General features: G+C 56.7%; 19 protein-coding genes, 2 tRNA genes and 2 pseudogenes. 9 read left to right on the forward strand and 14 right to left on the reverse strand.

All coding sequences use genetic code 11. The features are described 5' to 3' along the window. Positions 1–138 precede the first annotated feature (138 nt). The 4 genes and pseudogenes from ACZ0AI_RS20485 to ACZ0AI_RS20500 all read left to right on the forward strand — a co-directional run. Positions 139–969: a hypothetical protein gene (locus ACZ0AI_RS20485; protein ID WP_463563441.1), complete on the forward strand. Its 831-nt coding sequence runs from the start codon at positions 139–141 to the stop codon at positions 967–969. A 159-nt stretch (positions 970–1,128) separates the two neighbouring features. Then, positions 1,129–2,739, forward strand: a complete 1,611-nt coding sequence (locus tag ACZ0AI_RS20490; RefSeq protein ID WP_463563442.1) for a YdgA family protein — start codon at positions 1,129–1,131, stop codon at positions 2,737–2,739. Between the two features lie 387 nt (positions 2,740–3,126). After that, positions 3,127–3,813 (forward strand): annotated as a pseudogene (locus tag ACZ0AI_RS20495) (PAS domain-containing protein); the annotation flags it as partial. Between the two features lie 114 nt (positions 3,814–3,927). Beyond that, positions 3,928–4,353: pseudogene (locus tag ACZ0AI_RS20500) on the forward strand (methyl-accepting chemotaxis protein); the annotation flags it as partial. A gap of 111 nt (positions 4,354–4,464) precedes the next feature. On the opposite strand, the gene ACZ0AI_RS20505 reads toward ACZ0AI_RS20500, so the two are convergent. The 11 genes from ACZ0AI_RS20505 to ACZ0AI_RS20555 all read right to left on the reverse strand — a co-directional run bounded on the left by ACZ0AI_RS20505 (position 4,465) and on the right by ACZ0AI_RS20555 (position 15,751). Continuing rightward, on the reverse strand, positions 4,465–4,803 hold the full coding sequence (locus ACZ0AI_RS20505) for a hypothetical protein (RefSeq protein ID WP_463563443.1): 339 nt from the start codon (positions 4,801–4,803) through the stop codon (positions 4,465–4,467). Between the two features lie 390 nt (positions 4,804–5,193). After that, positions 5,194–8,229 carry a DEAD/DEAH box helicase gene (locus ACZ0AI_RS20510; RefSeq protein ID WP_463563444.1) on the reverse strand — a complete coding sequence of 1,012 codons (3,036 nt, stop codon included), beginning with the start codon at positions 8,227–8,229 and terminating at the stop codon, positions 5,194–5,196. A gap of 4 nt (positions 8,230–8,233) precedes the next feature. Continuing rightward, positions 8,234–9,097: a Hachiman antiphage defense system protein HamA gene (locus ACZ0AI_RS20515; protein ID WP_463566186.1), complete on the reverse strand. Its 864-nt coding sequence runs from the start codon at positions 9,095–9,097 to the stop codon at positions 8,234–8,236. Positions 9,098–9,554: 457 nt separating this feature from the next. After that, the gene (locus ACZ0AI_RS20520; RefSeq protein WP_463563446.1) at positions 9,555–9,995 is read right to left on the reverse strand and encodes a GNAT family N-acetyltransferase; all 441 of its coding nucleotides are present in this window, start codon (positions 9,993–9,995) and stop codon (positions 9,555–9,557) included. Positions 9,996–10,484: 489 nt separating this feature from the next. Next, positions 10,485–10,560: transfer RNA gene (locus tag ACZ0AI_RS20525), tRNA-Thr, on the reverse strand. A gap of 289 nt (positions 10,561–10,849) precedes the next feature. Beyond that, positions 10,850–12,079: a methyltransferase gene (locus ACZ0AI_RS20530; RefSeq protein ID WP_463563447.1), complete on the reverse strand. Its 1,230-nt coding sequence runs from the start codon at positions 12,077–12,079 to the stop codon at positions 10,850–10,852. A 33-nt stretch (positions 12,080–12,112) separates the two neighbouring features. Next, a complete protein-coding gene (locus ACZ0AI_RS20535) occupies positions 12,113–12,802 on the reverse strand; it encodes an ABC transporter permease (protein WP_463563448.1) in 690 nt (229 codons plus the stop codon). Then, on the reverse strand, positions 12,799–13,494 hold the full coding sequence (locus tag ACZ0AI_RS20540) for an ABC transporter permease (RefSeq protein ID WP_463563449.1): 696 nt from the start codon (positions 13,492–13,494) through the stop codon (positions 12,799–12,801). Before ACZ0AI_RS20540 ends, ACZ0AI_RS20535 begins: the two co-directional genes overlap by 4 nt. Positions 13,495–13,540: 46 nt before the next feature. Further along, complete coding sequence (locus ACZ0AI_RS20545) at positions 13,541–14,293, reverse strand: ABC transporter substrate-binding protein (protein ID WP_463563450.1); 753 nt, start codon at positions 14,291–14,293, stop codon at positions 13,541–13,543. Between the two features lie 18 nt (positions 14,294–14,311). Next, positions 14,312–15,085, reverse strand: coding sequence for an ABC transporter ATP-binding protein (locus ACZ0AI_RS20550; protein ID WP_463563451.1), 774 nt, complete (start codon positions 15,083–15,085; stop codon positions 14,312–14,314). Positions 15,086–15,355: 270 nt separating this feature from the next. Beyond that, positions 15,356–15,751 carry a response regulator gene (locus tag ACZ0AI_RS20555; protein ID WP_463563452.1) on the reverse strand — a complete coding sequence of 132 codons (396 nt, stop codon included), beginning with the start codon at positions 15,749–15,751 and terminating at the stop codon, positions 15,356–15,358. A gap of 377 nt (positions 15,752–16,128) precedes the next feature. Between ACZ0AI_RS20555 and ACZ0AI_RS20560 the strand changes: the two genes are divergently transcribed. From ACZ0AI_RS20560 to ACZ0AI_RS20580, 5 genes are read left to right on the forward strand one after another with little or no spacing between them, the layout of a single operon-like run. Further along, complete coding sequence (locus tag ACZ0AI_RS20560) at positions 16,129–19,602, forward strand: response regulator (protein WP_463563453.1); 3,474 nt, start codon at positions 16,129–16,131, stop codon at positions 19,600–19,602. A 1-nt stretch (position 19,603) separates the two neighbouring features. After that, complete coding sequence (locus ACZ0AI_RS20565) at positions 19,604–20,422, forward strand: CheR family methyltransferase (RefSeq protein ID WP_463563454.1); 819 nt, start codon at positions 19,604–19,606, stop codon at positions 20,420–20,422. After that, positions 20,419–21,006 carry a chemotaxis protein CheB gene (locus ACZ0AI_RS20570; protein ID WP_463563455.1) on the forward strand — a complete coding sequence of 196 codons (588 nt, stop codon included), beginning with the start codon at positions 20,419–20,421 and terminating at the stop codon, positions 21,004–21,006. Before ACZ0AI_RS20565 ends, ACZ0AI_RS20570 begins: the two co-directional genes overlap by 4 nt. Beyond that, positions 21,000–22,202, forward strand: a complete 1,203-nt coding sequence (locus tag ACZ0AI_RS20575) for a hybrid sensor histidine kinase/response regulator (protein WP_463563456.1) — start codon at positions 21,000–21,002, stop codon at positions 22,200–22,202. Before ACZ0AI_RS20570 ends, ACZ0AI_RS20575 begins: the two co-directional genes overlap by 7 nt. Positions 22,203–22,258: 56 nt before the next feature. Next, positions 22,259–22,633: a response regulator gene (locus ACZ0AI_RS20580; protein WP_463563457.1), complete on the forward strand. Its 375-nt coding sequence runs from the start codon at positions 22,259–22,261 to the stop codon at positions 22,631–22,633. 212 nt (positions 22,634–22,845) lie between these two features. On the opposite strand, the gene ACZ0AI_RS20585 is transcribed toward ACZ0AI_RS20580, so the two are convergent. The 3 genes from ACZ0AI_RS20585 to ACZ0AI_RS20595 all read right to left on the reverse strand — a co-directional run bounded on the left by ACZ0AI_RS20585 (position 22,846) and on the right by ACZ0AI_RS20595 (position 23,863). Then, complete coding sequence (locus ACZ0AI_RS20585) at positions 22,846–23,031, reverse strand: hypothetical protein (RefSeq protein WP_463563458.1); 186 nt, start codon at positions 23,029–23,031, stop codon at positions 22,846–22,848. Positions 23,032–23,302: 271 nt separating this feature from the next. Continuing rightward, on the reverse strand, positions 23,303–23,542 hold the full coding sequence (locus ACZ0AI_RS20590; RefSeq protein WP_463563459.1) for a hypothetical protein: 240 nt from the start codon (positions 23,540–23,542) through the stop codon (positions 23,303–23,305). Positions 23,543–23,787: 245 nt separating this feature from the next. Then, a tRNA-Phe gene (locus ACZ0AI_RS20595) sits at positions 23,788–23,863 on the reverse strand. Positions 23,864–23,873 lie beyond the last annotated feature (10 nt).

Consider the following 23,873-nt stretch of genomic DNA (forward strand, 5'->3'; position numbering starts at 1 on the left):
GGATCGGAAACCTCAAAAGCGTCTTTGCATTCAAAAGATCATGTCGGTGGTAACGCATACGCTGTGAAGCCCTTGCCTGCGCTAACAGAGGTTACTGTGCCGCTTGAGTGGCAGGGGTATGAATAGGAGACACATGATATGAGCGCCATACCTGGGGTCGGCTCGTACACCGTAACGGATCTACAAGCAAACCATGCTGGGCGGGTCGCTACGAGCCAACCTGCGAATATCAACGAGGGCATTGATAACGCTTCGCTCAGCGATCCGCTGGTAACAAGCAATACGGTACAGATCAGCACAGAGGCTTTTGACAAGTATCAGGCGTACGCAGAGTCGGTAAGAACTGGCAGCACTCGCACCAATGATCCAGTCATCTCTGCAAGGGCGACTATTAACGATCCAAATGCGCTGAGTGAAGAAGAGCACAACGCGTTGATGGCAGGCCTAACCGGCGACACGATGGCTTCACGGTGGAGTGCCTTTGAAAGGCATGCGCAAGCCTTGGAAGCGGCGAACCTGAACCTGCGTTCTGCGTCTGAGCAGATTGAACAGACCTATACGAGCGTCCTGGAAAATATCGCCCAAGGCCACCCGGATTTAAAGGATGCGTCTTTTGGCTTCAGCGTTAATGCTGGTGGGAAAATCGTTCTGACGACAGCCGAGGGGCTGAGCAATGAGCAAGCTGATCGCCTGGTGAAGGCGCTGAATGAATCAGATGAATTGGTAAAGCAGGCCATTGACCTCGCTGATGCTCAGATTGCTGTCTTTGATACCGAGCGGTTTAGCCTGGGCATTAACTTCAATCGTGATAACTACGCCCAGAGCATCGATATCGGCGCAGCGCTTCTGGCAAGAATGTCTGCTCGGCACGCTCCCCGTGATGGATCGGCGAGCGGTCTGCACCAGAACAACTGGAACAACAATTGGAGGCAGCAGTTGTGGAGCAACGGAGAGCGGAACGCCGTTTGAACGGGGCATCTCTTCGCGCCTGAACAAGAGCGCTCGCACAGTATAACGAGCCCCATGGTGCTACCATCGCCGCCGCCTTTCGCAGTGCCGCGCTCGTCACAAAGGGGTTGTTGCCAGGAAGGCTGAACATTCACATCATGGACATGCATTGAGCAGACGATGAAAAAAATTGCAGGAATAGCGGTAGGCGTAGTGGTCGCAGTTGGCGTGATCAGCACAGCCGGTGCGTGGTACACCGGAACTCAATTGCCAAGTGCTTTGCAAAGCGCCATTGCAGAAGCCAATCAGCAGGGCCAGGACGCGCTGCTGGGTACCGGGGCTAGTGCCAAGCTGGAATTGGTATCGCTGGAAACGCGCCTGTTCACCAGTACTGCTCACTATCGCCTCAGCTTCGACGCGCCCGCCCAAGAGGATGTGCCCAGACACCTGGAAATTCTGCTGGTGGACAACATCGAGCACGGCCCGCTGCCCGCATCGCGCCTCAAGCGCCTTAATCTGTGGCCGGTCATGGCCGCCAGCAACTATGCGCTGGAGGCCAACGAATACACCCAGAAGTGGTTCGATGCCGCCAAGGGCGCTGCGCCGCTTACCGGCCAGGGCAGTCTGGGCTATGACGGATCTACCAGCGGCACGCTGGTACTGACGCCTCTGGACTTCGCGCCGACGCCGACCTCCACGGTCAAGTTCTCCGGCCTGACCCTGGATGGGGAAGCCAGCAAGCATGCGGTCGCATTCAAGGCAGTCGGCGCCATGGACAGCCTGCTCGTCACGGCGACCGACAGTGAGGGCGCTCCTATTCAGGTCGAGCTGCGGGGCCTGACCCTGAACAGCGACCAGAAGCGCGGCAGCGGCGATTTCTACCTCGGTGATAGCAGCCTCAAACTGGCCACCGCGCAGATCAAGGTCGGCGACAAACCCCCGGTGCTGGTCAAGGACATCGCCCAGTTCGGCAGCCTGCAGGAAGCCGGCAATGTGCTGGGCGGGCGCATGGGCTATGACATCGGCATGGTCAGCTACGACGGCAAAGACCTCGCCGGCATGCACATGCTCTGGTCGCTGAAGAACTTCGATGCCGCTGCCGTGCAATCCTTGCTCGAGCTGTATCGCGACAAACTCAAGCCCATCCAGGAAACTCAGGCTCTTGGTGAGGATGCGCCGGATCTGGCGTTGTCGCCCGAGGACGAAACGCGCCTCAAGGCCGATATCGAAAAGCTGCTGGCCGCCAAGCCACAAGTTGCCCTGGAAAAATTCAGCCTCAAAACCACCAACGGCGAAGCATCGCTGAGCATGGCACTGGATCTGAGCAAGCCCGAATCGTTCGAGCTGGCGCCAGACGAGATCGCCAAGCAGATGATCGCCAAGCTGGATGCCAAACTGTCCATCGCCAAGGCGATCATCGGTGATGGCGTTCGTGCTCAGGCCATGATCGAAGGTCAAACCGACGCCAAGGCCATCGAAGACCAAGCTGCCATGTTCACCGAAATGGGCAGCGGTATGGCCCTCGGTACCGGCCTGCTGACCCTGGAAGGCGACACCCTGCAAGCGTCGTTGCACTACGCCAACGACAAGGTGACCTTCAATGGCCAAGACATGACCGTCGAAGAGTTCGCCATGTTCGTCATGTCCAAGGCTAATGGCCTGGGCGGCGGTGCTCTGGGTGGTGACGATCAGTCGCAATACGACGAATCGGATGAAGCCTATCCCGAAGGCGGCATCGGCGAAGAAGACTACGACGAGAACGAGCTGCAAGAGCAACCGTCGGCGCAGTAAGACGCGGGAGCAACACGCAAAAGGCCAGTCATGCGACTGGCCTTTTTTATTGCTGCGCCAGGCATCGCTCGTTGCGTAAGGAATCAATAGATTCACAGCCATTGCCCTGGCCGCTGAATTCCAGGCGCTTCACGGGCTCTCGGTGCCCACAACAGATTGGATGCAGAGAACGCGGTTAACACGTAGATCGTGGCTTCTCTGACGATTAACTCCCCCGGAAACCGCGGTCTGTCCCGTCTCATTTCAAGATTCTCATCCTCGGGCCGATGCAGTCATACCTATTCTGGAGTCCTTGTCGTGTTCAACTCTCGCCTCAAACAAATCAACAGTGAGCTGGAAGCTCGCTTAGCGATGCAGGAGGAGGTAAGGGAGAACCTCGAAAAGGAAATGATCATTATCCAGCTCAACGGTGATGGTCGGATCGAACGTGTCAACGACCTGTTCCAGAGTGAGCTCGGCTATCGGCCCGGGGAAGTCGAGGGGCAGTACCTGACCCAGCTATCGCCGTCGGAACTGGCTCGTGACCCGCACCAGTTGCGCGCGCTCTCCGCGATCAAGGAGCGCCGCCATTTCAACGGCGCCTTGCGCTTGCTGGGCAAGGATGGTCAGCACGTGTGGCTGCGTTCCGTGGTCATCCCCATGAGCGATCATCTGACGGGCGCCAAGCAGATAGTGATCCACTCCAGCAACCTGACGCGCACCATCGAGGCGTCGCTGGAGAACGAGAGCCTGGTCAAGGCACTGCTGCGCTCGACGGCGGTGATCGAATTCAGCCTGGACGGTACGGTCATCACCGCCAACGATTCCTTCCTGCGCGGCATGGGCTACAACCTGGCGCAGGTTGTCGGCAAGCACCACCGCATGTTCTGTACTGCTGAGGAGAGTGCCTCGGAGGGCTATCGTCAGTTCTGGGAGCGCTTGCGCCGCGGTGAATTCGTCGTCGCCCGCTTCCGCCGCATCGACAGCAGCGGTCGAGACGTCTGGCTGGAGGCCTCCTACAACCCCATCACTGATATTCACGGCAAGCTCTACAAGGTGGTGAAGTTCGCCACCGTGATCACCGAGCAGGTGAACCTGGAAAAAGCCGTTGCCGAGGCCGCCAACCTGGCCTACAGCACGTCGCTGCAGACGGACACCAGCGCCAGCAAGGGCCGTGAGGTTATCCGTAATACGGTCGAAGTGCTGCACCGCCTGGCCAACTCGATGGAGAACGCCACCCAGGGTATTCAGGCGCTGGATCAGCAGGGCCAGATGATCGAAGCCATCGTCAAAGCCATTAGCGGCATTGCCGACCAGACCAACCTGCTGGCGCTCAATGCCGCGATAGAAGCTGCGCGTGCAGGTGAGCAAGGCCGTGGTTTCGCCGTGGTGGCAGATGAAGTCCGCCAGCTCGCGTCACGTACTTCGAAAGCCACCCAAGAAATCGTCGGCGTGGTGCAGCAAAACCAGGAGCTCGCCTCCAATGCTGTCGACGTGATCAACCGCAGCCGCGAACTGGCCGATGAAGCACTGACCCTGGCCAACGACTCCGACACCGTGATCCAGGATATCCAGAAGGACGCGGAGTGCGTCGTCGCTGCCGTGAGCCAGTTCTCCAGCCAGGTCTCGAACTGACGCAAAGCGCTCGGTGAGGGCCTGCGGAGCCTCACCGAGAACTTCAGGTTTCAACACTGTGTGAGCCGATTTAAAACATCAAGCCTCGCTTGGGCTGAACCTCGCCTTGAGTCATTCGAGGCGAGGGGGTACGGCTGTTTTTCTGCTGCACTTCAAAAGCCAAAAAAGTGTGAGCGCCGTCGGCCAGAACAGCGTGTTGATGATGTCGTGAATGCTGGCCTGCCAGCGCCAGTATCCAAGGCTTTCGATATCGTCTCGCCTGTCCACCCACTCGCCAGCACAGGCGATGATGAAAACACCCAGCCAGGCAATGTATGGCCTGAGTCGTCGTGTGAATGCGATCAGCGCCAAATACACCGCCATGCCCACATAAATATGCAGTGCGTCCTTCGACAGCCCGGTTGCCGAGACGATGGCCAGTTTGATGCTTTGTGCGGTTGAGATGTCCACATACCCCCTTGCCAGGTAAACGCCAGGGTTTTCTTCAATCCGTAACCTTAGCCCTGATCTGTAGCAGCGCGCTCGCTCGCATCACATGGCAAATGTGCTGGTGGCTGCTTCGTGGAAACTTTGTGGGCGGTGCGGCACCAAGAGTCGAGCGGTTCTTATCTGTATAATTTTTATAGATTTTATTTAATTTTTTTGCTCGGATTATCCCTTTAAATATCCTTTTCCCGGTCACTGGCCCAATTAGAGTAGGCGCAACCTGATTTTCAGTTATGCCTAACCATATTTGAATGACTCACTGACTCTGCGAGTTGTGCTGTATTTAAACGGGAGAAAAATAGTATGGGCGCAAAGGCGGACAGTAAGCCACATAAACTTCTTGCCTTTATTTTTCTACGCTTTACCGTTCACTTTCTGCCATATCCCGTAGATGTCCGGATCTAGACGCCGTCTATCGTTACCACGTACGATTCGGAAGAGGTCTTTTGCCTCTAAACCCTTAAAGAAACCTACTATATCGGTAGTACGTCTCCTACCCTCATTATTCGAACTGTAGGCTGCGGCAATTCTAGTTGCGTCCACTCGTTCTAGGCCAAGTCCCATCACTAGTTGTAAAGCATCAAAATTAGGAACACCTTCGGCAGCTAGAACAGATAGGTCTCGAACACCACCTTGAATTTTTATTCTCCGGCGCTTTGCCTCGTAGGATAATAATTCGGCTACGCCATATAACGCCCATGGCAGTAAATATTGAACTTTTGAATAAATCATGCGGACTAGCTCGCCAAGGTTCTTGTTCTTTTGGCGGTCTCGTATTGATGTTAATGGCTGGCCTTCGATCCAGATGCAAGAAACAAAGGATGTCACTCCGCCAAGTTTTTCTCCTTCAAATTCGGACATGAATTTTGAAACTGGGCCTAATAAGTAACTTAGAGCGTCGAATTTGTAAATATGGCCGCCAACTACTATCTGACCAAACTTCTCAAGACGCCAGTCTTCAAGAGACATTAACCACTCGTGAAGCTCAGCCTGGGCCTCAAGTGACCAGCCGATACGGGCTGCAATATTCATCAGGTCAGCGTTAGAGTCAAACGCGGTCTTTAGGACTTTCTTTTGTTGTAGACTAAAGTTTTCAGAGAATTCTTTTACGTCCATACTCATTTGGCTGGATGCCAGCATGTTATTGGATATCTCATTGGCATCGTCAGAATTTAATTTCACAAGTCCAGCAACACTAGCGTGCGTATAACTCACACGGACGAGGTTTACTAATCCGCGGATTCTTTTAGCGAGAGCTGTATTTTTACCATCGATTTTTATACTTCCGAGCTTGATGCTTTCTAGATCCGACTCTTGAATTTTATCCGATTTAATGGCTTCCTTAAGCTCGGTTAAAGCAGCCCCTAAAGCTGACTGAACCGGTGGTATAGAATCTAAACTAGTTCCAAGATAGTTTTGCAACGTGAATCCCTGTAACTTATGCTCATAACTTGTGGGCTCAAAAAGAATGCAGTGTCCTTCAGAGTCAACTCCAAATCTTCCAGCTCGCCCGGCGATGTTCCAGAGAGAGCGAGGAGTGATTTGGTAGTTCTTTGAAACTAATGATTCTACCAATACGGTTGCGAATGGGAAATTAACACCTTCGGCTAAGGTTGTAGTAGCGCATACAATATCGATTTTCTTTGCGGATATTATATCTTCAAGAGATATGCGCACGCTTGGCGGAAGCTGAGCGTGATGATACGCTACCTTTCTTCTAATATGATTTCTTAGTGATGACTCCGGGTACAGCTCTCTTTCGATTTTAGCATCTAATCTCTCGAGATCTTCCTCTGTGCTAGGCTCACTATCACCGACGAGTTGAGATCTCATCTCAAAAATACGTTGAGAAAGATCTTCACACATCTTTACCGTTGTACAAAGGACTAAGGTAATTCCTGATGTCGAGAGTTTTATAGCTAAAAGAGCCAGCCTCGTTAGACGATCATCAGACTCAGTTATTGTCAGTGGTGTTGGATCAATACCTTCGAATTTTAGAACTCCTTCGCCAGATATAAACTCAAATTTTCCCAGTCTTAGACGATTGGTTCTCCAGTCCACCTTTACGGATGATGATTTTTTACCAAGGTCAAGCCAGGAGACTAAGTCAGATATGTTTGGGGTTACTGCTGAGAGCTGGATGATCCTTGCGTCCTTAGGAACTATCTGCCTAATCCGCCACAAGTAAAACTCTAATAGTATACCCCTAGAGCCCTGCTCAATATGATGTGCCTCATCTACCAAGACAAGAGCAATGTTTTTCACGAATTCGTGATCTACTCTAAGCAGTAGGTCGGCTCTTTCGGGGGTAAAGACCAGAACCTGGGCATCTGACTCGTCAGGCGTAGATAATTGCTCATGAACTGTCAGATGAGCTCCTAACTCTCTGACATTTATACCTAGCCGGCTAAGTGAGGCCGTTAAATCTCTGGAAACCTGATGAACTAGGGCGCGACTAGGGGAAATATACAAAACTTTTCTATCTGGATGTGACTTGATAGCAGAGGCAATCAGTACTTTAGCTAACGAAGTTTTGCCTGTTCCAGTCGGTGCAGCTAGGCCGTAGCTAATAACACTCTCTGCTAGAAGTCCTTTTTCAATAGCCTGTTTTTGAACCGGCCAAAATTCAAGAGGTACACCCAATGCATTGATTTGATGTCGCTCTAGATTTGAATGATTTTCTAAGATTGCTAGGCTGGAATACTTACGCCTTTGATCTAGTACCTTGGAAATTGCGATGAAGTCATCGCCGGCGAGATCCAGTCGATAACTACCCGCTTGGTTGCTAAATTCTCGGAAGATAGAGTTGGTTTGATCAGGGTTTACCTTTCTAAATTGAAGGTTTTTACCTTCTTGGAAAAGTGCTTCTGCTATTGCTTTGTGTACCAGCTCATTAATGTCATCTGGTACTTCCATTTCTGCTTGTAATATATTGGGTTGATCAGAGTCGGCTTTTAAGCTGCCCCAGTAGCTTTCTCTACGTCGTAAGAAAAAATCTTGCACACGATTATCGAAAGATGAATCCTTAGCGACCTTTGCAGATGCGCCCGGCAGTCCAGCTAGATCATATAGTAAAGCAGCTTTTAGGAGATGTTTTCCCTGCGATATGAAATCAGACTTGTGAGCTGATTGAATTCCAAATCCCGCCTCAATATCGCCAGCAGTTATACACAGTTTTTGCTCCAGCCCATACTTGGAATCGATCCAAGCAGGGGCGCTTGCTAAAACAGCTTGGCTGAATCGTAAAAGATTACGTTTCGCTAGGACTTGTTCACTATCGTTGTAAGATTTACCTAGTCTCTCATCCAAAATGTTGCGTTGGAGTTCTGAGTAACCGGAAACAAACCATTCTGCTTCCATGCAAGGGCTGAGCTCATCTGCTTCAAACATAGTATTAGCCTTCCGCTATGACATCCATGACACTCTTTCCATAATGATATGACTCACGAGCAAGCGTAGCCAGATCATCTACAACTATTGCTGAAAACTCAAATGGATATGAAATTGATGAACTCAAAATAAAGTCGTCATCTGCACTATGGACTGTCGACGAATTGACTACAGCTACCCCAAGAAAAGAGCATCTTATAGGTTCAGGAGGAATCAAGTCTCTCTTTATTTGGCGGGCTTCATTAGCGGAGAATGAGGCAGATAAATTATCTCTGATTTTTGCGAAATCAAATCGCTCATCTTCCTTGGCGTATCCATCTATCGATTCAACCATTTGCTTGAGAATGCCATGCCTATGTCCTGCGAATTTGGTTTTTTCAGTTGGAAGTATGCTGCTTTTGGCTTCTACTAATAAATATTCAAATTCAGTACCATCTGTTTTGACAAAAAAACCATCCATTTTATGAACATTAGTATTTTCAGATGATGTCAGGGTAAGCTTGCTGTATAGCTTTCTATATCCGAGGACTTCCTCTAGATAGACAGATGATAATATTTCTCCACAATGACTGTTTTGGAATTTTGGCGTGGTAGGTGCTTGTGCAAACAGCGACCATATCATTTCCAGCGCGTCATGCTCTGCGCCGAAATCTTCACCGATTTTTTCTGGAGAACGATAGTGATAAGGTAATTTTCCGCCTATGTATCTTGAAAGCTTTCTACCATTGTGGTCTGGCTTCAAAAATGTACGCCGCCCTGATCTTAATTTTTGTATTGTCAAGCACGAGGATTCGATATCAGCGCAACCATCGACATACAGATTTAGATCAATTGGCAAAATACTCTCCTTGTTTTCAGTGATCTCCACCACCGATCCCAGTGTTGATGGGTCGTTTGGAGCTACAAGCTTAGGTGCAGTTCATGTCACTTAAAGATAAGTGCAGGTCAAATGAGACTCGCGGTGCTGATGGCACTTTGATTCAACTTTGGCGTAAGGATAATCAGGAATAGACCACGATGTCTACCTTGATATTAAGGCATCCCGAGCTGACCCCGAGGTTAATGAATAGCGAACACCCTAAGAGCAGAAAATGGGACAGATCTATTTATTTTCGATTGGTACACGCCGAGAAAATAAATCTGTCCCTATTTACCTGCTCTATCTCCCGACAGAGCGGCTACTGATTCGGTATTACCGGCAACTGGACGATGGCGAGCAAGGTTTCACGCGGCGGGCGATAGAGGCTGCAGCGACAAGACGTCAGAGCAAATAAAGACAAACCCCAGCCGGGTGCCGGTTTTTTTGTGGCGATGATCTGGTGGATCTATTGGCTGAGGTGCTTTTCGAAACGAATATCACCCTCCGGCAACATTTCCACTGGCTGCCAACCAAGGTTGCGATAGAACCCACTCGCGCGACTTTGCTCGGCGGTTTCGAGCCATATCGTTTGGTGAGTCTGGAAGAGGAAGGCCTCTGCTTTTTCCATCAGCGCACGCCCCAGGCCAAGCCCTTCGAAGTCAGGCAGCACGAAGGCGGCAAATACGCAGCCGTCGTCAGCATCGGCCATTGAGAAACCCACTGGGGCACCATCGACCTCCGCAATCCAGGCGCACGGCGATTCTGATATCGCCTGCCCAATTGATTCAGGGGTAATGCCCATTTCCGTTAATTGGGCGTGGGACAGGTGGTTTTCTTGGACGCTAGTTCGAATCTTAAAGATCGCGCTGATATCGGACAGCTCAACTGCCCTGATTGTTTTCTTCATGCTGCATTCTCGGTTCCATCCGTTCGGGTACGGGATTCTCACATGCCAGCACGATGCGTGCGCGCTCAGTCGTCCCTGGTTCGGCGTTGCGGTCAGCGGTGTGGGTCGCCGTGTGCCCTGGTGGGTTGATAGGAGTCAGGGCCAGGCCCATGGCGGCAGCAATAGGGGACGTCCCCCGTCCACTTCAGCCTGGGACATCTGGCTGAGGTGGTGCACCTCAACCCGCTGGCTTGAATCCGGTACACATCGTTGCCGTCACCGCCCGGAGCGGGAAGAGCCATGACTGCGACACTGGGGCTTGGGTTTATCTGATCAAGGATCAAGAGGCAACGGATGAGGCGATTGCGCTCAATCGGAAGGAAGCCACGCGATGGCTGCGCGAACTGCTCTGAGGTGGACGATTTTTGAACACTGCAGCGCTGCGCAATGCAGCGTGGACAGTGTCCACAAACGACAAGGCCCCGCATTTCTGCGAGGCCTTGTGTTGTATGGTGCCGGCACCAGGAGTCGAACCCGGGACCTACTGATTACAAGTCAGTTGCTCTACCAGCTGAGCTATACCGGCATTTCAGGGCCGCCATTATATCCATTCGTTTGCATGAGTAAAGACGCTTGCGGCAGGTTTTTGCTGCTCTTTTTTGGCACCCTGGTGCGGCTTATGCACAAATGCAGGGCGGGTAGATCGGTTTGGCGATTTCCTACGCAGCGTTAAACCGATTTTACAAGAGATTGTTTTATATGGATTTTTTGTCTGATCAAAAAGTGATCAGCTTTGATTGGGCCTTACTGGAGGGGGCTTGGCGGCTGTTGCTCAGAATCTGTGAACAGAGTTATCCACAGATTGTGTGCGCAACTCAGGCGCGTTCGGCGAGCAGCAGGAGGTTGCGGGGCGTGAGGTGCGCGGGGCAGAACTGGCCGAGGCGTACGGCATAGCCCTGTTCCTGCAGATACAGCGCGCGGTCGAGTACCAGCCAGAGCTCCAGTGGGCGACGGAACAGGCCACGCAGCAATTCCAGATTGCGCACTTCGGCCAGGCGCTGCCAGCCGGTTACTTCGAGGTGCTGCCAATCTCGGTCGTGAGGCTGCGGCAGCCCTTTCAGTTCGGCCAGGTCGCGGCAGTAAGCGGCGAAGCTTTTCTTCAGCCAGGCGGGCGGCAGTGATGGGGTGGGCAGATAGTCGTCCACGCCGCGCAATTCGCGTTGCAGCAGGTCGAAGGCCAGACGCCAGGCCATGGACTGATCGCGTTGTTGGCGCACGCGGTTGCCGGCGGTGACGGTTTCGCTCATGGGCAGGGCCAGGTCGTCCAGCGACAGGTCGAGAGTCGAGTTCTGGGCCGCTGTGGATAACGCCTGGTAACTGCTCGCGGCGGTGCGGTTGTAACAGCAGGGGGCAATCGCCAACTGCTGGCAGCCCGCCGCGCTGGCCAGGTGCATCAGGCGCACGTGCAGGTCGCCGCAGGCATGCAGGGCGACGGGGCTGTGTGCGGCGAGGACTCGTTCGCTGGCCGTGCTGGCGAGCACATCGTGTTCGATGTGCTGTGCAGTTATCCCCAGGCGTTGGCTGAGGTCGCTGCCGCTGGCGACCAGGGCGGCGTCGTACTCCAGGCAGGTCAACGCCTGGCCGTCATGGGCGAGCACGCGGCCCAGGTGGCCTTTGCCTGCGCACCAATCCAACCAATGCTGCGGCGGGCGATTGAATTGCAGGCTGTCGCTGAAGGCGCGTATCTGCTGCCACTTGCGGCCTGGTACATCCACCGAGAAGCGTGACGGCAGCTTGTGCGGCGCGCGCTGGGGCAGATCGCCAATTTCATTCAGCAGTGCCGCCTGGGCAGCCAGCTCAGGAAAAGGCGCGGGGGCGGTCTGCAGCGCTGTTGGCTGATTGTGGGCGGCTTCGGCCTGTTCAAGCGTGCGACTGCGTAGCCAGTTGCCGAGCTCGGCGTGTCGGTTCTCCCAGGGCAATAACCGATGGGTGAAGGGGCGTGGTTTCCATAGCGCCTGGTGCGCGCAGAGAAATGCGTCCAGCGCCTGGAAGCGCTGGAGCAGAGCATCGCCACCGAGTGGCTGGAGAGATTGGGTGCGGGTCATGGCGAAGAGCGCCGGGGCGTTAGCCCCGACACTTCAGCGGCCCTGGCAGGCGTCGACGCGCAGCCAGCGTTCCAGCAGTTTGAAGGCGTTGATCAGCACGAAGGTGATGACCAGATAGAACACGGCGGCGGTGAAGAAGAACTCCATGTTCACATAGGTGCGCGCGTTCAGGGTGCGCGCCATGCCGGTCAAATCCAGCAGGGTCACGGTACTGGCCAGTGCGCTGGCCTTTAGCATCAGGATCACTTCGTTGCTGTAAGCCGGCAGGCCGATGCGTGCGGCGCGAGGCAGGATGATATGCAACATCGATTGAGCACGCGACATGCCAAGGGCGCGCGCGGCTTCGATCTCCCCCGGTGGCACGGCCTGGATCGCGCCACGCAGGATCTCGGCGATATAAGCAGTGGTGTGCAACGTCATGGTGATCACCGCGCACCAGTATGGGTCGCGCAGGTAGGGCCACAGCGGGCCCTGGCGCACAGCCTCGAACTGCGCCAGGCCGTAGTAGACCAGGAACAGTTGCACCAACATCGGCGTGCCGCGGAAAAAGAAGATGTAGCCGTAGGGCACGGCGCGCACGTACCAGAGGCGCGAAGCACGGGCGATGCCCATGGGCAATGCCAGGATCAGGCCGGCAACTACCGCAACGGCGAGCAGTTCGAGGGTGAGCAGCGCACCTTCGGCCATTTTCGGCAGATGTTTGAGGATCAGTTCCCAGTTCATTGCGTGCTCCTTACGAAGCCGCGCGAAACTCTCTTCTCGAGAAAGTGCAGGCCGATCATGGAAATAATGGTCAGGCTCAGGTAGATGATGGCAGCGACCAGGTAGAAGGTCATGGCTTGCTTGGTGGAGGTTACGGCGATCTGCGACTGGCGCATGATTTCCGTCAGGCCGATGACCGACACCAGCGCGGTATCCTTCATCAGGATCATGAACAGGTTACCCAGCCCGGGCATGGCGACACGCCACATTTGTGGCATTGTCAGGCGCCAGAGGATGCGGCTCTTGGAGAGCCCCAGGGCTAGACCGGCTTCACGATGACCCTTGGGGATGGCCAGCAGAGCGCCGCGGAATACTTCGGTGGAGTAGGCGCCGAAGCACAGGCCGAGCGCGATCACGCCGGCGGCGAACGGGCTCAGTTCCAGGCTGCCGACGCCGAGGGCTTCACCCAGTTCGCGCAGCACGTTCACCGTGCTGAAATAGATGAGCATCACCCACAGCAGTTCGGGAACGCCGCGCACGATGGTCGAGTAAGTGCCGCCAAGCCATTGCAGGGGCTTGTACGGAGAAGTCTTGGCTAGCGCGCCGAGCAGGCCGAGCACCAGACCGAGGCACAGTGCGCTGAGCGCGAGCTGGACGGTCATCAGGGTGCCGGCTGCCAGGGCCGGGCCGAATCCGGAAAGGTCGAAATTCATGGAAACTCAAGCGCCCGCGCCGCCACTGGCGACGCGGGCAGGCTGCTTAGTAGATGCTGAAGGGGAAGTACTTGTCGTTGATCTTCTTGTAGGTGCCGTCGGCAACGACTTCCGCCAGTGCTTTGTTCAGGCGCTCGCGCAGGGCATCGCCCTTACGTACTGCGATGCCGATCTTGTCATTGTCGAATACTGGGTCACCCTTGAATTCGAAGCTTTTGCCGGCATCGCTTTTCAGCCATTCCCAGTTGACGAAGGTGTCAGCCAACACGCCGTCAACGCGGCCGGAAGCCAGGTCGAGGTAGGCGTTTTCCTGGGTGTCGTAGAGTTTGATGTCGACCACACCGTCCAGGTTGTCTTCCAGCCAGGTACCGGCGATGGTCGCGCGCTGGGCACCGATCACCTTGCCTTTCAGGCTGGCTTTATCGCTCTTGAAGTCGCTGCTCTTCGGGGCGATGAACTGCAGTTTGTTGGTGTAGTACGGGTCGGTGAAATCGACTGCTTGCTGGCGCTCTTCGGTGATCGACATGGACGCGACCAGGAAGTCGAACTTCTTGGCGTTCAGGGCCGGGATGATGCCGTCCCAGTCGGAGGTGACCACTTCGCACTCGGCCTTCATCTTGGCGCAAAGGGCCTGGGCGATTTCCACGTCGAAGCCGCCGACCTGGCCGCTGGCGTCGATGAGGTTGAAGGGCGGGTAGGCGCCTTCGGTACCGATCTTCAGTTTGTCGGCAGCGACGGCACTGGTGCCGAAAGCCAGAGTGGCGGCAGCTGCCAGCAGAATCTTTTTATAGCTATGCATGCGTGATTGCTCCGTGTTTTAACGATTGCTGGACATGAATTGTTTGCAGCGCGCCGATACGGGGTTGTCGAACACCTGTTGCGGCGACCCCTGTTCCTCCACCAAACCCTGATGCAGGAAAACCACTTCACTGGAAACCTGGCGGGCGAAGTTCATCTCGTGGGTCACCAACAGCATGGTGCGACCTTCGTCGGCGAGCGCGCGGATCACATTAAGCACTTCTTGTACCATTTCTGGGTCGAGTGCCGAAGTCGGTTCGTCGAACAGGATCACCTTCGGCTGCATGGCCAGGGTGCGAGCGATGGCCGCGCGTTGCTGCTGGCCGCCGGAAAGTTGATTGGGGTAGGCGTGGCGTTTGTCGGCGATGCCGACCTTGGCCAGTAGCGCTTCGGCGATTTCGGTGGCTTCGGCCTTGCTCTTGCCGAGCACGCGGCGTGGCGCTTCGATGATGTTGTCCAGCACGGTCATGTGCGGCCACAGGTTGAAGTTCTGAAACACGAAGCCGATTTCGCTGCGCAGGCGATTGATCTGCCGGCTGTCCGCGGCGACCAGTTCGCCATTCTTCTGGCTCTTCAGCTTGAGTTCTTCGCCGGCCACGATGATCTGGCCCTGATGGGGATTTTCCAGCAGGTTGATGCAGCGCAGAAAGGTCGACTTGCCCGAGCCGGACGAGCCGAGGATGGAAATCACGTCACCGTCGCGGGCCGTCAGGGAAATGCCCTTGAGCACGTCGAGGTCGCCATAGCGTTTGTGCAGATTGCGGATTTCCAGCGCAGGCGGTGCCTCAGCCATCGAGCAGTCCTCTTAATTCTTGTGCGGATAAGATCCGTGTATGGCAGGGCTGTGGGCTGCAAACCTAGCATAGGCACCAGGGGGCGCCAAGGGTGCTGCTGGCCCGCTGCCGCTACGGTTACGGGGGTGTCGCATCATCGCAGTTGCTTGTCGCCCCGCCGCAAAACAGGGATAGCGCAGACTGCATTTTAAAAAGACGCGAACCCTACTCACATCCGCCTCGCAATTCCAGTGCCAGTACGCGGTTTGGCCGATCCGAGGCCGCAACTGTCAGTTGCTGAGCATGCCTTGTACCTTGTCGCGCAGGGCATCGAGAGAAAAAGGTTTGCCAATGATGTCGGTGCGGGTGGCCGGCTCGCTCTTGTCGATCTCGACGCTTTCCGCATAGCCGCTGGCGAACAGCACTTTCAGGTTCGGGCGCAGCTGGCGTGCCGCGACGGCCAGTTCCTGGCCGTTCATGCCGGGCAGGCCGATGTCGGTCATCAGCAGGTCGATGGGCTCATCGCTACGCAGTATCTCCAGCGCCCGCTGCGCCTCTGCGGCCTCGCTCACCTGGTAGTCGAGTTCTTCGAGCACCTCCACAGTGAGCATGCGCACCACATCGGAGTCTTCCACCAGCAGGATGCGCTGGCCGGTAGGCGATGCGTTGGGAGCTAGGTCTGACACGGCGTTACCTCGATAAAGGGTGGTGAAACAGCGTATCGAGGTGCGGAGCAACTGGCCCGGTGTTCGATCGCGTTTCGACGCCGCGGGGGGCACGGCAGGCCGCCTAGCATGGCACGAATCAGGTGCCTGATCTGCACCGAGAGAGTGCCGTCGGGCTGAAATTACCGTAGGTACAGCAGGGTCGTGGTGAGTGGTGGGGCTGTATCTCGTGTCGGCTGAAAAATAAGTCGAACCCTGAATCAGGTTGCACTATCGAATCGCGCGGTGCCACCGAGCGCTGACTGTTGGATAAAGTTCAGCTAGCGCATTAACATCGCGCCGTTTACCGAATAACCGTGCAGTTCCATGCATTTTTCAATCATGGCCAGGGATTTCCGATGACCAACACCTCTTCTATCGATGAGAGCAGCTTCAAGCGCATTCTCAGGCGCAATGTCGCCTTGCCGCTTGGCGTGGGAGTGGTCAGCGCGATCTTCTTCGTGGTGCTGATCGGCTACCTGCTCAATGTGCTCGGCTGGGTGCAGCACACCGACCGGGTGCTCAATAACGCCAATGAAGGCCTGAAGCTGTCGATCGATCAGGAAACCGGGTTTCGCGGTTATTTGCTCTCCGGCGATGTGCGCTTCCTGCAGCCGTTCGAGGTTGCCAAGCCGCGGATCAAGGCGGAGATGGAGATTCTCTCCGAGCTGGTCGCGGACAACTCGGTGCAGGTCGATCGTTTGCGCACCATCACCGCGTTGCAGGATGAGTGGAATACCTTCGCGCAAGCTGCGATCACTGCCAAGCGCGAAGGCGGCAATTTCATCGACCCGGTGCGCGATGGTCGTGGCAAGCAACTGACCGACGCCATTCGCGGCGAGTACGCGGATTTCGTCGCTCACGAGCAACGTCTGCGCAAAGAACGCAACGACGCGGCGAGCAGCACGGCGACCATCACCATCGGTCTGTTTCTGCTTTTTACCTTGTTGTTCAGCGGCTCGCTGGCGCTGTTCGGACGCCGCGAGCTGCTTAGCCTGACCAACACCTATGGCGCCATCCTCAAGAAGCAGGATGAGCACAACGAGCGCCTGCAGGCGCAGGCCTGGTTGCGCAATGGGCAGACCGAAATGGCTGATCGGCTGATCGGTCAACTGGCATTGCCGGTGCTGGGGCGCAACATGCTGGAATTCCTGGCCAGCCACCTCGGGGCGGTGGTGGGCGCGCTTTATGTGCGCGAGGAGCACGGTGGCCTGCGCCGCGTTGCGTCCTACGGGTTTTCCCGCGAGCAGGAAAATACCGAGCAGTCGTTCTACAACGCCGAAGGCCTGGTTGGCCAAGTGGCCCAGAGCCGTCGCCTGTTGACCCTCGATCAGTTGCCCGCCGACTACCTCAAGGTCAGTTCGGGGCTGGGCCATGGCGAGCCACTGACCGTGGCGCTGCTGCCCATCGACAACGATGGTGAAGTCAACGGCGTGATTGAACTGGGCTTCCTGCGCCCGCTGAGCGAGCGCGACAGCGAGTTCCTCAAGCAGATCGCCTCCAGCATCGGCGCTTCGGTCGAAGCTGCCCGCTATCGTCATCGCCTGCAGGAAATCCTCGCCGAAACCCAGCAGCTCAACGAAGAGCTGCAGGTACAGCAGGAAGAACTGAAGACCGCCAACGAGGAGCTGGAAGAGCAGTCGCGGGCGCTCAAGGAGTCCCAGGCGCACCTGGAAACCCAGCAAGCGGAGCTGGAGCAGACCAACGAGCAGTTGTCCTCGCAGCGCGACGCGCTGGATGACCGCAACAGCGCTCTGCGCGTTGCCCAGGCCCAGCTGGAAGAGCGCGCCGAAGAGCTGCAGCGCGCCAGCCGCTACAAGTCTGAATTCCTCGCCAACATGTCCCACGAGCTGCGCACGCCGCTGAACAGTTCGCTGATTCTTGCCAAGCTGCTGTCCGACAACCCCAAGGGCAATCTCGACGCCGAACAGGTCAAGTTCGCCGACTCGATCTACTCCGCGGGTAACGACCTGCTCAACCTGATCAACGACATCCTCGACATCTCCAAGGTCGAGGCCGGCAAGCTCGACCTGCGCCCCGAAAACGCCAACGTGGTGCGCCTCGCGCAAAGCCTGGAGAGCACCTTCCAGCCGTTGGCTGGGGAGAAGCAACTGGCCTTCAGCGTGCAGGTCGACGACGACGTGCCGCGCTCGCTGTACACGGATCGCCTGCGCGTCGAGCAAATCCTCAAGAACCTGCTTTCCAATGCCATCAAGTTCACCGAGCAGGGCGCGGTCAGCCTGAGCGTCAGCCGTGTCGATGATGGCGTGTCGTTCGCCGTTCGCGACAGCGGGATCGGCATTCGTGGCGATCAGCAAGAGTACATTTTCGAGGCCTTCCGCCAGGCCGATGGCACCACCAACCGACGCTTTGGTGGTACCGGTCTGGGGCTGTCGATCTCCCGCGATCTGGCCGTGTTGCTGGGCGGTTCGATCAGTGTTACCAGCGTGCCGAATGAGGGCAGTGTCTTCACCCTGGTGCTGCCACAGAGTTATTCACCGCAGGAAGGCGATGCCGAGCTGCTGCCAGCCGAGCCTGCCGCTGTCGCCCGTAGTTTCGTGCAGCGACCGGCCGAGCCGGTAAAGGACGTAGTGGTGGAAAACACTGTCCCGACGTTCCCGGACGACCGCGGCATGTCGGTACTTGGCGGCCGTTGCGTGCTGGTGATCGAGGATGAACCGCAGTTCGCCCATATCCTTTACGACTTGGCCCATGAGCTGGATTACCGCTGTCTGGTTGCCCATTGCGCCGAAGACGGTTTGAACCTGGCCACTACCCATCACCCTGACGCCATCCTGCTGGACATGCGCCTGCCGGACAGCTCCGGCCTGTCAGTGTTGCAGCGGCTCAAGGAAAACCCAGGTACCCGGCACATTCCGGTGCACGTTATTTCCGTTGAAGATATGGCCGAGGCCGCGCTGCATATGGGCGCTGTGGGGTATGCGCAGAAGCCTGCCACGCGCGACCAACTCAAGGGCGTATTCAGCAAGCTGGAAGCACGCCTGACGCAGAAGATGAAGCGTGTGCTAGTGGTCGAGGACGATAAACTGCAGCGCGACAGCATCGCCCGGTTGATCGGCGATGACGACATCGAGATTGTCGCTGTCGAGTTCGGTGAACAGGCGCTGGAACAACTGCGCCATCACATCTTCGATTGCATGATCATCGACCTCAAATTGCCGGATATGCAGGGCGACGAACTGCTGGCGCGCATGGGCAGCGAGAACATCCGCTCCTACCCGCCGGTGATCGTTTACACCGGGCGCAACCTGACTCGCGCCGAGGAAGCCGAGCTGCTCAAGTACTCGCGCTCGATCATCATCAAGGGCGCGCGCTCCCCAGAACGGTTGCTCGATGAAGTCACCCTGTTCCTGCACATGGTCGAGTCGGAGCTGTCCAGCGAGCGGCAGAGCATGCTCAAGACCGCGCGTAGCCGCGACAAGGTGTTCGAGGGGCGACGCATCCTGTTGGTCGATGATGACGTGCGTAATATCTTCGCCCTCACCAGCGCTCTCGAGCAAAAGGGCGCCCAGGTCGAGGTGGCGCGCAATGGTCTTGAGGCCATTGAAAAGCTGGATGCGGTGGGCGATATCGATCTGGTGCTGATGGATGTGATGATGCCGGTGATGGACGGCTACGAAGCCACTCGGCGTATCCGCGAGAATCCGCGCTGGCGCAAACTGCCGATAATCTCGGTGACCGCCAAAGCGATGAAGGATGATCAGGATCTGTGCATGAAGGCTGGCGCCAACGATTACCTGGCCAAGCCGATCGATCTGGATCGCCTGTTCTCGCTGATCCGCGTGTGGCTGCCGAAGCTGGAGCGCATCTGACATGTCCGACCGTACGCAGGATATCGAGCTGCGTCTGCTGATCGAGGCGATCTACCTGCAGTACAGCTACGACTTTCGCGACTACTCCGGCTCGTCGCTCAAGCGCCGTATGGTGCACGCGATGCGCCAGTTCGACTGCTCAAGCATCTCTGCCTTGCAGGCGCGGATCATCCATGACCCTGCGGCCTTCATGCAACTGCTGCAGTTTCTCACCATCCCGGTCAGCGAGATGTTTCGCGACCCCACCTACTATCTGGCCCTGCGCCAGGAGGTGGTGCCGTTCTTGCGCACCTATCCGTCGCTCAAGCTGTGGGTGGCGGGTTGCAGCACCGGTGAGGAGGTGTATTCCCTGGCCATTCTGTTGCACGAGGAAGGGCTGCTGGAGCGCTCGATCATCTATGCCACGGACATCAATCCGTACTCGCTGGACAAGGCCAAGAAGGGCATCTTCCCTATCGACAACATGCGCCTCTACAGCGAGAACTATCAGCGCTCTGGCGGCAAGGGCTCGCTCTCCGATTACTACACGGCGGCCTACGACGGCGCGCTGTTCGAGCGTTTTCTGTGTGCCAATGTAACGTTCGCCGACCATAGCCTGGCCACTGACAGCGTATTCTCGGAGACTCAGCTCATCTCCTGTCGCAATGTGCTGATCTACTTTAATAAGGCTCTGCAGGATCGCGCTTTCGGGTTGTTCCACGAGTCTCTTGGCCACCGTGGATTTCTCGGCCTGGGCAGTAAGGAGAGCCTGGACTTCTCGGCGTATGCCGGGCGCTTCGAGGCGTTGAATAAGCAAGAACGGGTGTTTCGCAAGCTATGAGCGCGAATCTGCGTGAACTGGAAGCGGTGGTCGTCGGTGCCTCGGCAGGTGGTGTCGAGGCGCTGTTGACGCTGTTCGAGGAGCTGCCTGCCGACTACGGGTTGCCGCTGGTGGTGGTGCTACACCTGCCCGACAACCGTGAAAGCCTGTTGCCTGATCTATTTGCTCGGCGCCTGGCGCTGCGGGTGAAGGAGGCGCAAGACAAAGAGCTGTTGCAGTCTGGAACGCTGTACTTCTCGGCGTCCGGTTACCATCTGTGCATTGAATCGGATCGGCGGTTTTCCTACAGCCGCGATGAGCCACTGCACTATTCGCGGCCGTCGATCGATTATCTCTTCGAGTCGGCCGCCGATACCTATGGCGCTAACGTGATAGGCATACTGCTGACCGGCGCCAATCAGGATGGCGCTATTGGCCTGAACACAATAAAACAACGGGGCGGTGTGACCGTGGTGCAGGATCCACTGGAGGCGCAGGTTCCGACGATGCCCGAAGCGGCGCTGGCACTGCATCGTCCTGATTACATTCTTTCTTTGCGGGGCATTCTCGCATTGCTAGCCGAACTGGACTCACGCCCATGTTGAGTAGCACCGCATGCAAACTACTGATCGTCGATGATCTACCGGAAAATCTGCTGGCACTGGATGCGCTGATTCGCCGCGATGATCGTGAAGTGTTCCAGGCGCAATGCGCCGACGACGCGCTGGTGCTGTTGCTCGAACACGAGTTTGCCCTGGCTATTCTCGATGTACAGATGCCCGGCATGAACGGCTTCGAGCTGGCCGAACTGATGCGTGGCACGGAAAAGACCAAACACATCCCCATCGTCTTCGTCAGTGCTGCCGGGCGTGAAATGAACTACGCGTTCAAGGGCTACGAGAGCGGCGCCGTCGACTTCCTCTACAAACCGTTGGATATCCAGGCGGTGCAGAGCAAGGTAGCGGTGTTCGTTGATCTCTATCGTCAGCGCAAGGTCATGGCGCAGCAACTCGATGCGCTGGAGCGCTCGCGTAAAGAGCAGGACGCGCTGCTCACCGAGCTGCGCTCCACCCAGAGTGAGCTGCAGCACGCGGTGCGCATGCGTGATGACTTCATGTCCATCGTCTCCCACGAGCTGCGCACACCGCTCAATGGCCTGATCCTCGACACCCAGCTGCGCAAGATGCACATGGCCAAGGGCAACATGACGGCGTTCAGCGAAGACAAGCTCAAGGCCATGTTCGACCGTGACGAGCGACAGATCCATAGCCTGATCCGTCTGATCGAAGACATGCTCGATGTGTCGCGCATTCGCACTGGCAAGCTGTCGATTCGTCCGGTGGAGTTCGATCTGGCACAAACCGTGCGCAACGTCGCCGAGAACTTCGCCCAGCAGATGGCCGTGGCAGGCTGCGACCTGCAGCTCGACAGCGATGAATTACTGCGCGGCAGTTGGGATCAGTTCAGGATCGAGCAGGTGATCAGCAACCTGCTCAGCAACGCCCTTCGCTACGGCTCGGGGCGCCCCATTGAGGTTCGCGCGCGCTCCGACGAGGGCGGCGTGCTGGTCGAGGTGCGCGACCACGGCATCGGTATTTCCATGGAAAACCAGCAGCGCATCTTCCAGCAGTTCGAGCGCGCGGTGAGTAGCGAGTCGGTAGCGGGCCTAGGCCTGGGGCTGTTCATCTCGGATCAGATCGTCAAGGCGCATGGCGGGCGTATCGAGGTGCAAAGCAGTCTAGGGCAGGGCTCGCTATTCCGCGTGTGGTTGCCGCAGGCCAAGCGCGCAGATATAGGTTGAACTCACTGCGCCGGCAAGGTCGAAGCGGAGGAGGAAAAATAGCCAGGAGCAGGGCAATGAAGCAACCCACACGAACCGTACTGATCGTTGAAGACGATGCGCTCCTGCTCATGCTGCTGGCTGAATACCTGCAGGGCGAGGGCTATAGCGTGCTGAAAGCCGATTGCGCCACCGACGCCTTCGCTATCCTCGCCACCAAGCCGCACCTCGATTTGCTGATCACCGACTTCCGCCTGCCAGGCGGCGTGTCTGGTGTGCGCATCGCCGAACCGGCCTTGTTGCTGCGTCCGGAGCTCAAGGTGATCTTCATCAGCGGCCACCCCGCCGAAGTCCGCGAAACCGGCAGCGCGCTGCTCGACTCCGCGCCGCTGCTAAGCAAGCCCTTCACCCTCGAAACACTGAGCGCACAGATCGACCACCTGCTCGACTGATTCCAATTGATCGCTCGATAGCCCTGACACCCAGCCGCAGCGTCGTATCCCGCAGGGTGAGTTAGGCACGCTTCAATACGGGGCCTGTCCGTCCTCCCTCCGCGCGGTAACCCACCAAGCGACCTCAACGCTCCAGCTTCAATCGCAGGAGCCCAATCCCGGGTATCGCTTCGCTCAACCCAGGCTACAAAGGGCGCGTCGCTGCAGACCGATCAACGTCTCTCTGGGCTTGGTTTTCCGGGCTCTTCTACCGGGCGTTTAGGCTGAAACGGGCTATCCGGGTCATCGACGATGGAGCCTGGATCTTCATTTCCCGGGTCGTTGATTGGCTCTTCGTGAGGTTCGGCCGGTGGGGATTTCGGGTCGTTGGCGGCGTTCAGGGCAATTTGGATATGCATGGCTGGCTCCACTGCGTTTGGGCTCGGCACATAAGGTGCGAGGTCTATGCGTTTGGAGGAGGCGGGCTGTGGCGTGTTCAGGCTGTCGGCTGGACGGTAGTTCCCTCATCGCGGCGAACCTATGCGCTGTGATCCAGAAGCAATACGACAGCGGGGCTGCGTAACCAGGATCAGATCAAAGCGCTTCGCGCCCAGGCTCGTGACCCGAAGTAAGCCCTTTGCAGCAAAAAGCCCGGAATTATCCGGGCTTTTTTGGGCTGTCGAACAGCTGTCACTCCGTCTTCGCGCTGCCTTCTTCCCGATCCGTCAGTGCGTCCTGATCAGAGCCTGGGTTGCCAGGCGGAGGAGTCCAGTCGACACGCTCCTTCTTGGCTTCTGCATCATCAGCGCCTTGCTTCGGCTCTGACTCGGCATCATCGAGCCCGGAGTCATGGCTCTGCCCTGCATCGGTATTTTTGCGGGATGGCCCTTGATAGGGAGCTTCGGGCCCATTGTTGTCTTCAACTGTCATGGCAGGTCTCCGGTAGCAGCGCAGAAAATCCGCGCCTATAAATCTGGAAACCCACCGAGCAGCGAAGTGCCAAGCCCTCGACGGGCGGCAATGGCAAGCCAGCTCTCTATTGCCAGCGGCAGTCCCGGCCGCCTGAACCGAAAATCAGAGATGAAGCCGCCCTAATCACAGACAACAAAAAGCCCGCACTAGGCGGGCTTCTTGTGGGCTTTCGGGTGATTTTGACACCACCTGAAAACGAAAGGTGGTGCCCAGGGACGGAATCGAACCGCCGACACGGGGATTTTCAATCCCCTGCTCTACCGACTGAGCTACCTGGGCAACGGGGCGT

It is taken from the genome of Pseudomonas sp. AC355, assembly GCF_979258205.1.

Bases quoted from the DNA above. Each gene is read 5' to 3' on its own strand.
- ACZ0AI_RS20520 (WP_463563446.1), bottom strand. From the start codon at position 9,995: ATGAAGAAAACAATCAGGGCAGTTGAGCTGTCCGATATCAGCGCGATC.
- ACZ0AI_RS20570 (WP_463563455.1), top strand. From the start codon at position 20,419: ATGAGCGCGAATCTGCGTGAACTGGAAGCGGTGGTCGTCGGTGCCTCG.
- ACZ0AI_RS20485 (WP_463563441.1), top strand. From the start codon at position 139: ATGAGCGCCATACCTGGGGTCGGCTCGTACACCGTAACGGATCTACAA.
- ACZ0AI_RS20545 (WP_463563450.1), bottom strand. From the start codon at position 14,293: ATGCATAGCTATAAAAAGATTCTGCTGGCAGCTGCCGCCACTCTGGCT.
- ACZ0AI_RS20490 (WP_463563442.1), top strand. From the start codon at position 1,129: ATGAAAAAAATTGCAGGAATAGCGGTAGGCGTAGTGGTCGCAGTTGGC.
- ACZ0AI_RS20565 (WP_463563454.1), top strand. From the start codon at position 19,604: ATGTCCGACCGTACGCAGGATATCGAGCTGCGTCTGCTGATCGAGGCG.
- ACZ0AI_RS20585 (WP_463563458.1), bottom strand. From the start codon at position 23,031: ATGCATATCCAAATTGCCCTGAACGCCGCCAACGACCCGAAATCCCCA.
- ACZ0AI_RS20560 (WP_463563453.1), top strand. From the start codon at position 16,129: ATGACCAACACCTCTTCTATCGATGAGAGCAGCTTCAAGCGCATTCTC.
- ACZ0AI_RS20530 (WP_463563447.1), bottom strand. From the start codon at position 12,079: ATGACCCGCACCCAATCTCTCCAGCCACTCGGTGGCGATGCTCTGCTC.
- ACZ0AI_RS20510 (WP_463563444.1), bottom strand. From the start codon at position 8,229: ATGTTTGAAGCAGATGAGCTCAGCCCTTGCATGGAAGCAGAATGGTTT.
- ACZ0AI_RS20550 (WP_463563451.1), bottom strand. From the start codon at position 15,085: ATGGCTGAGGCACCGCCTGCGCTGGAAATCCGCAATCTGCACAAACGC.
- ACZ0AI_RS20580 (WP_463563457.1), top strand. From the start codon at position 22,259: ATGAAGCAACCCACACGAACCGTACTGATCGTTGAAGACGATGCGCTC.
- ACZ0AI_RS20575 (WP_463563456.1), top strand. From the start codon at position 21,000: ATGTTGAGTAGCACCGCATGCAAACTACTGATCGTCGATGATCTACCG.
- ACZ0AI_RS20540 (WP_463563449.1), bottom strand. From the start codon at position 13,494: ATGAATTTCGACCTTTCCGGATTCGGCCCGGCCCTGGCAGCCGGCACC.
- ACZ0AI_RS20590 (WP_463563459.1), bottom strand. From the start codon at position 23,542: ATGACAGTTGAAGACAACAATGGGCCCGAAGCTCCCTATCAAGGGCCA.
- ACZ0AI_RS20535 (WP_463563448.1), bottom strand. From the start codon at position 12,802: ATGAACTGGGAACTGATCCTCAAACATCTGCCGAAAATGGCCGAAGGT.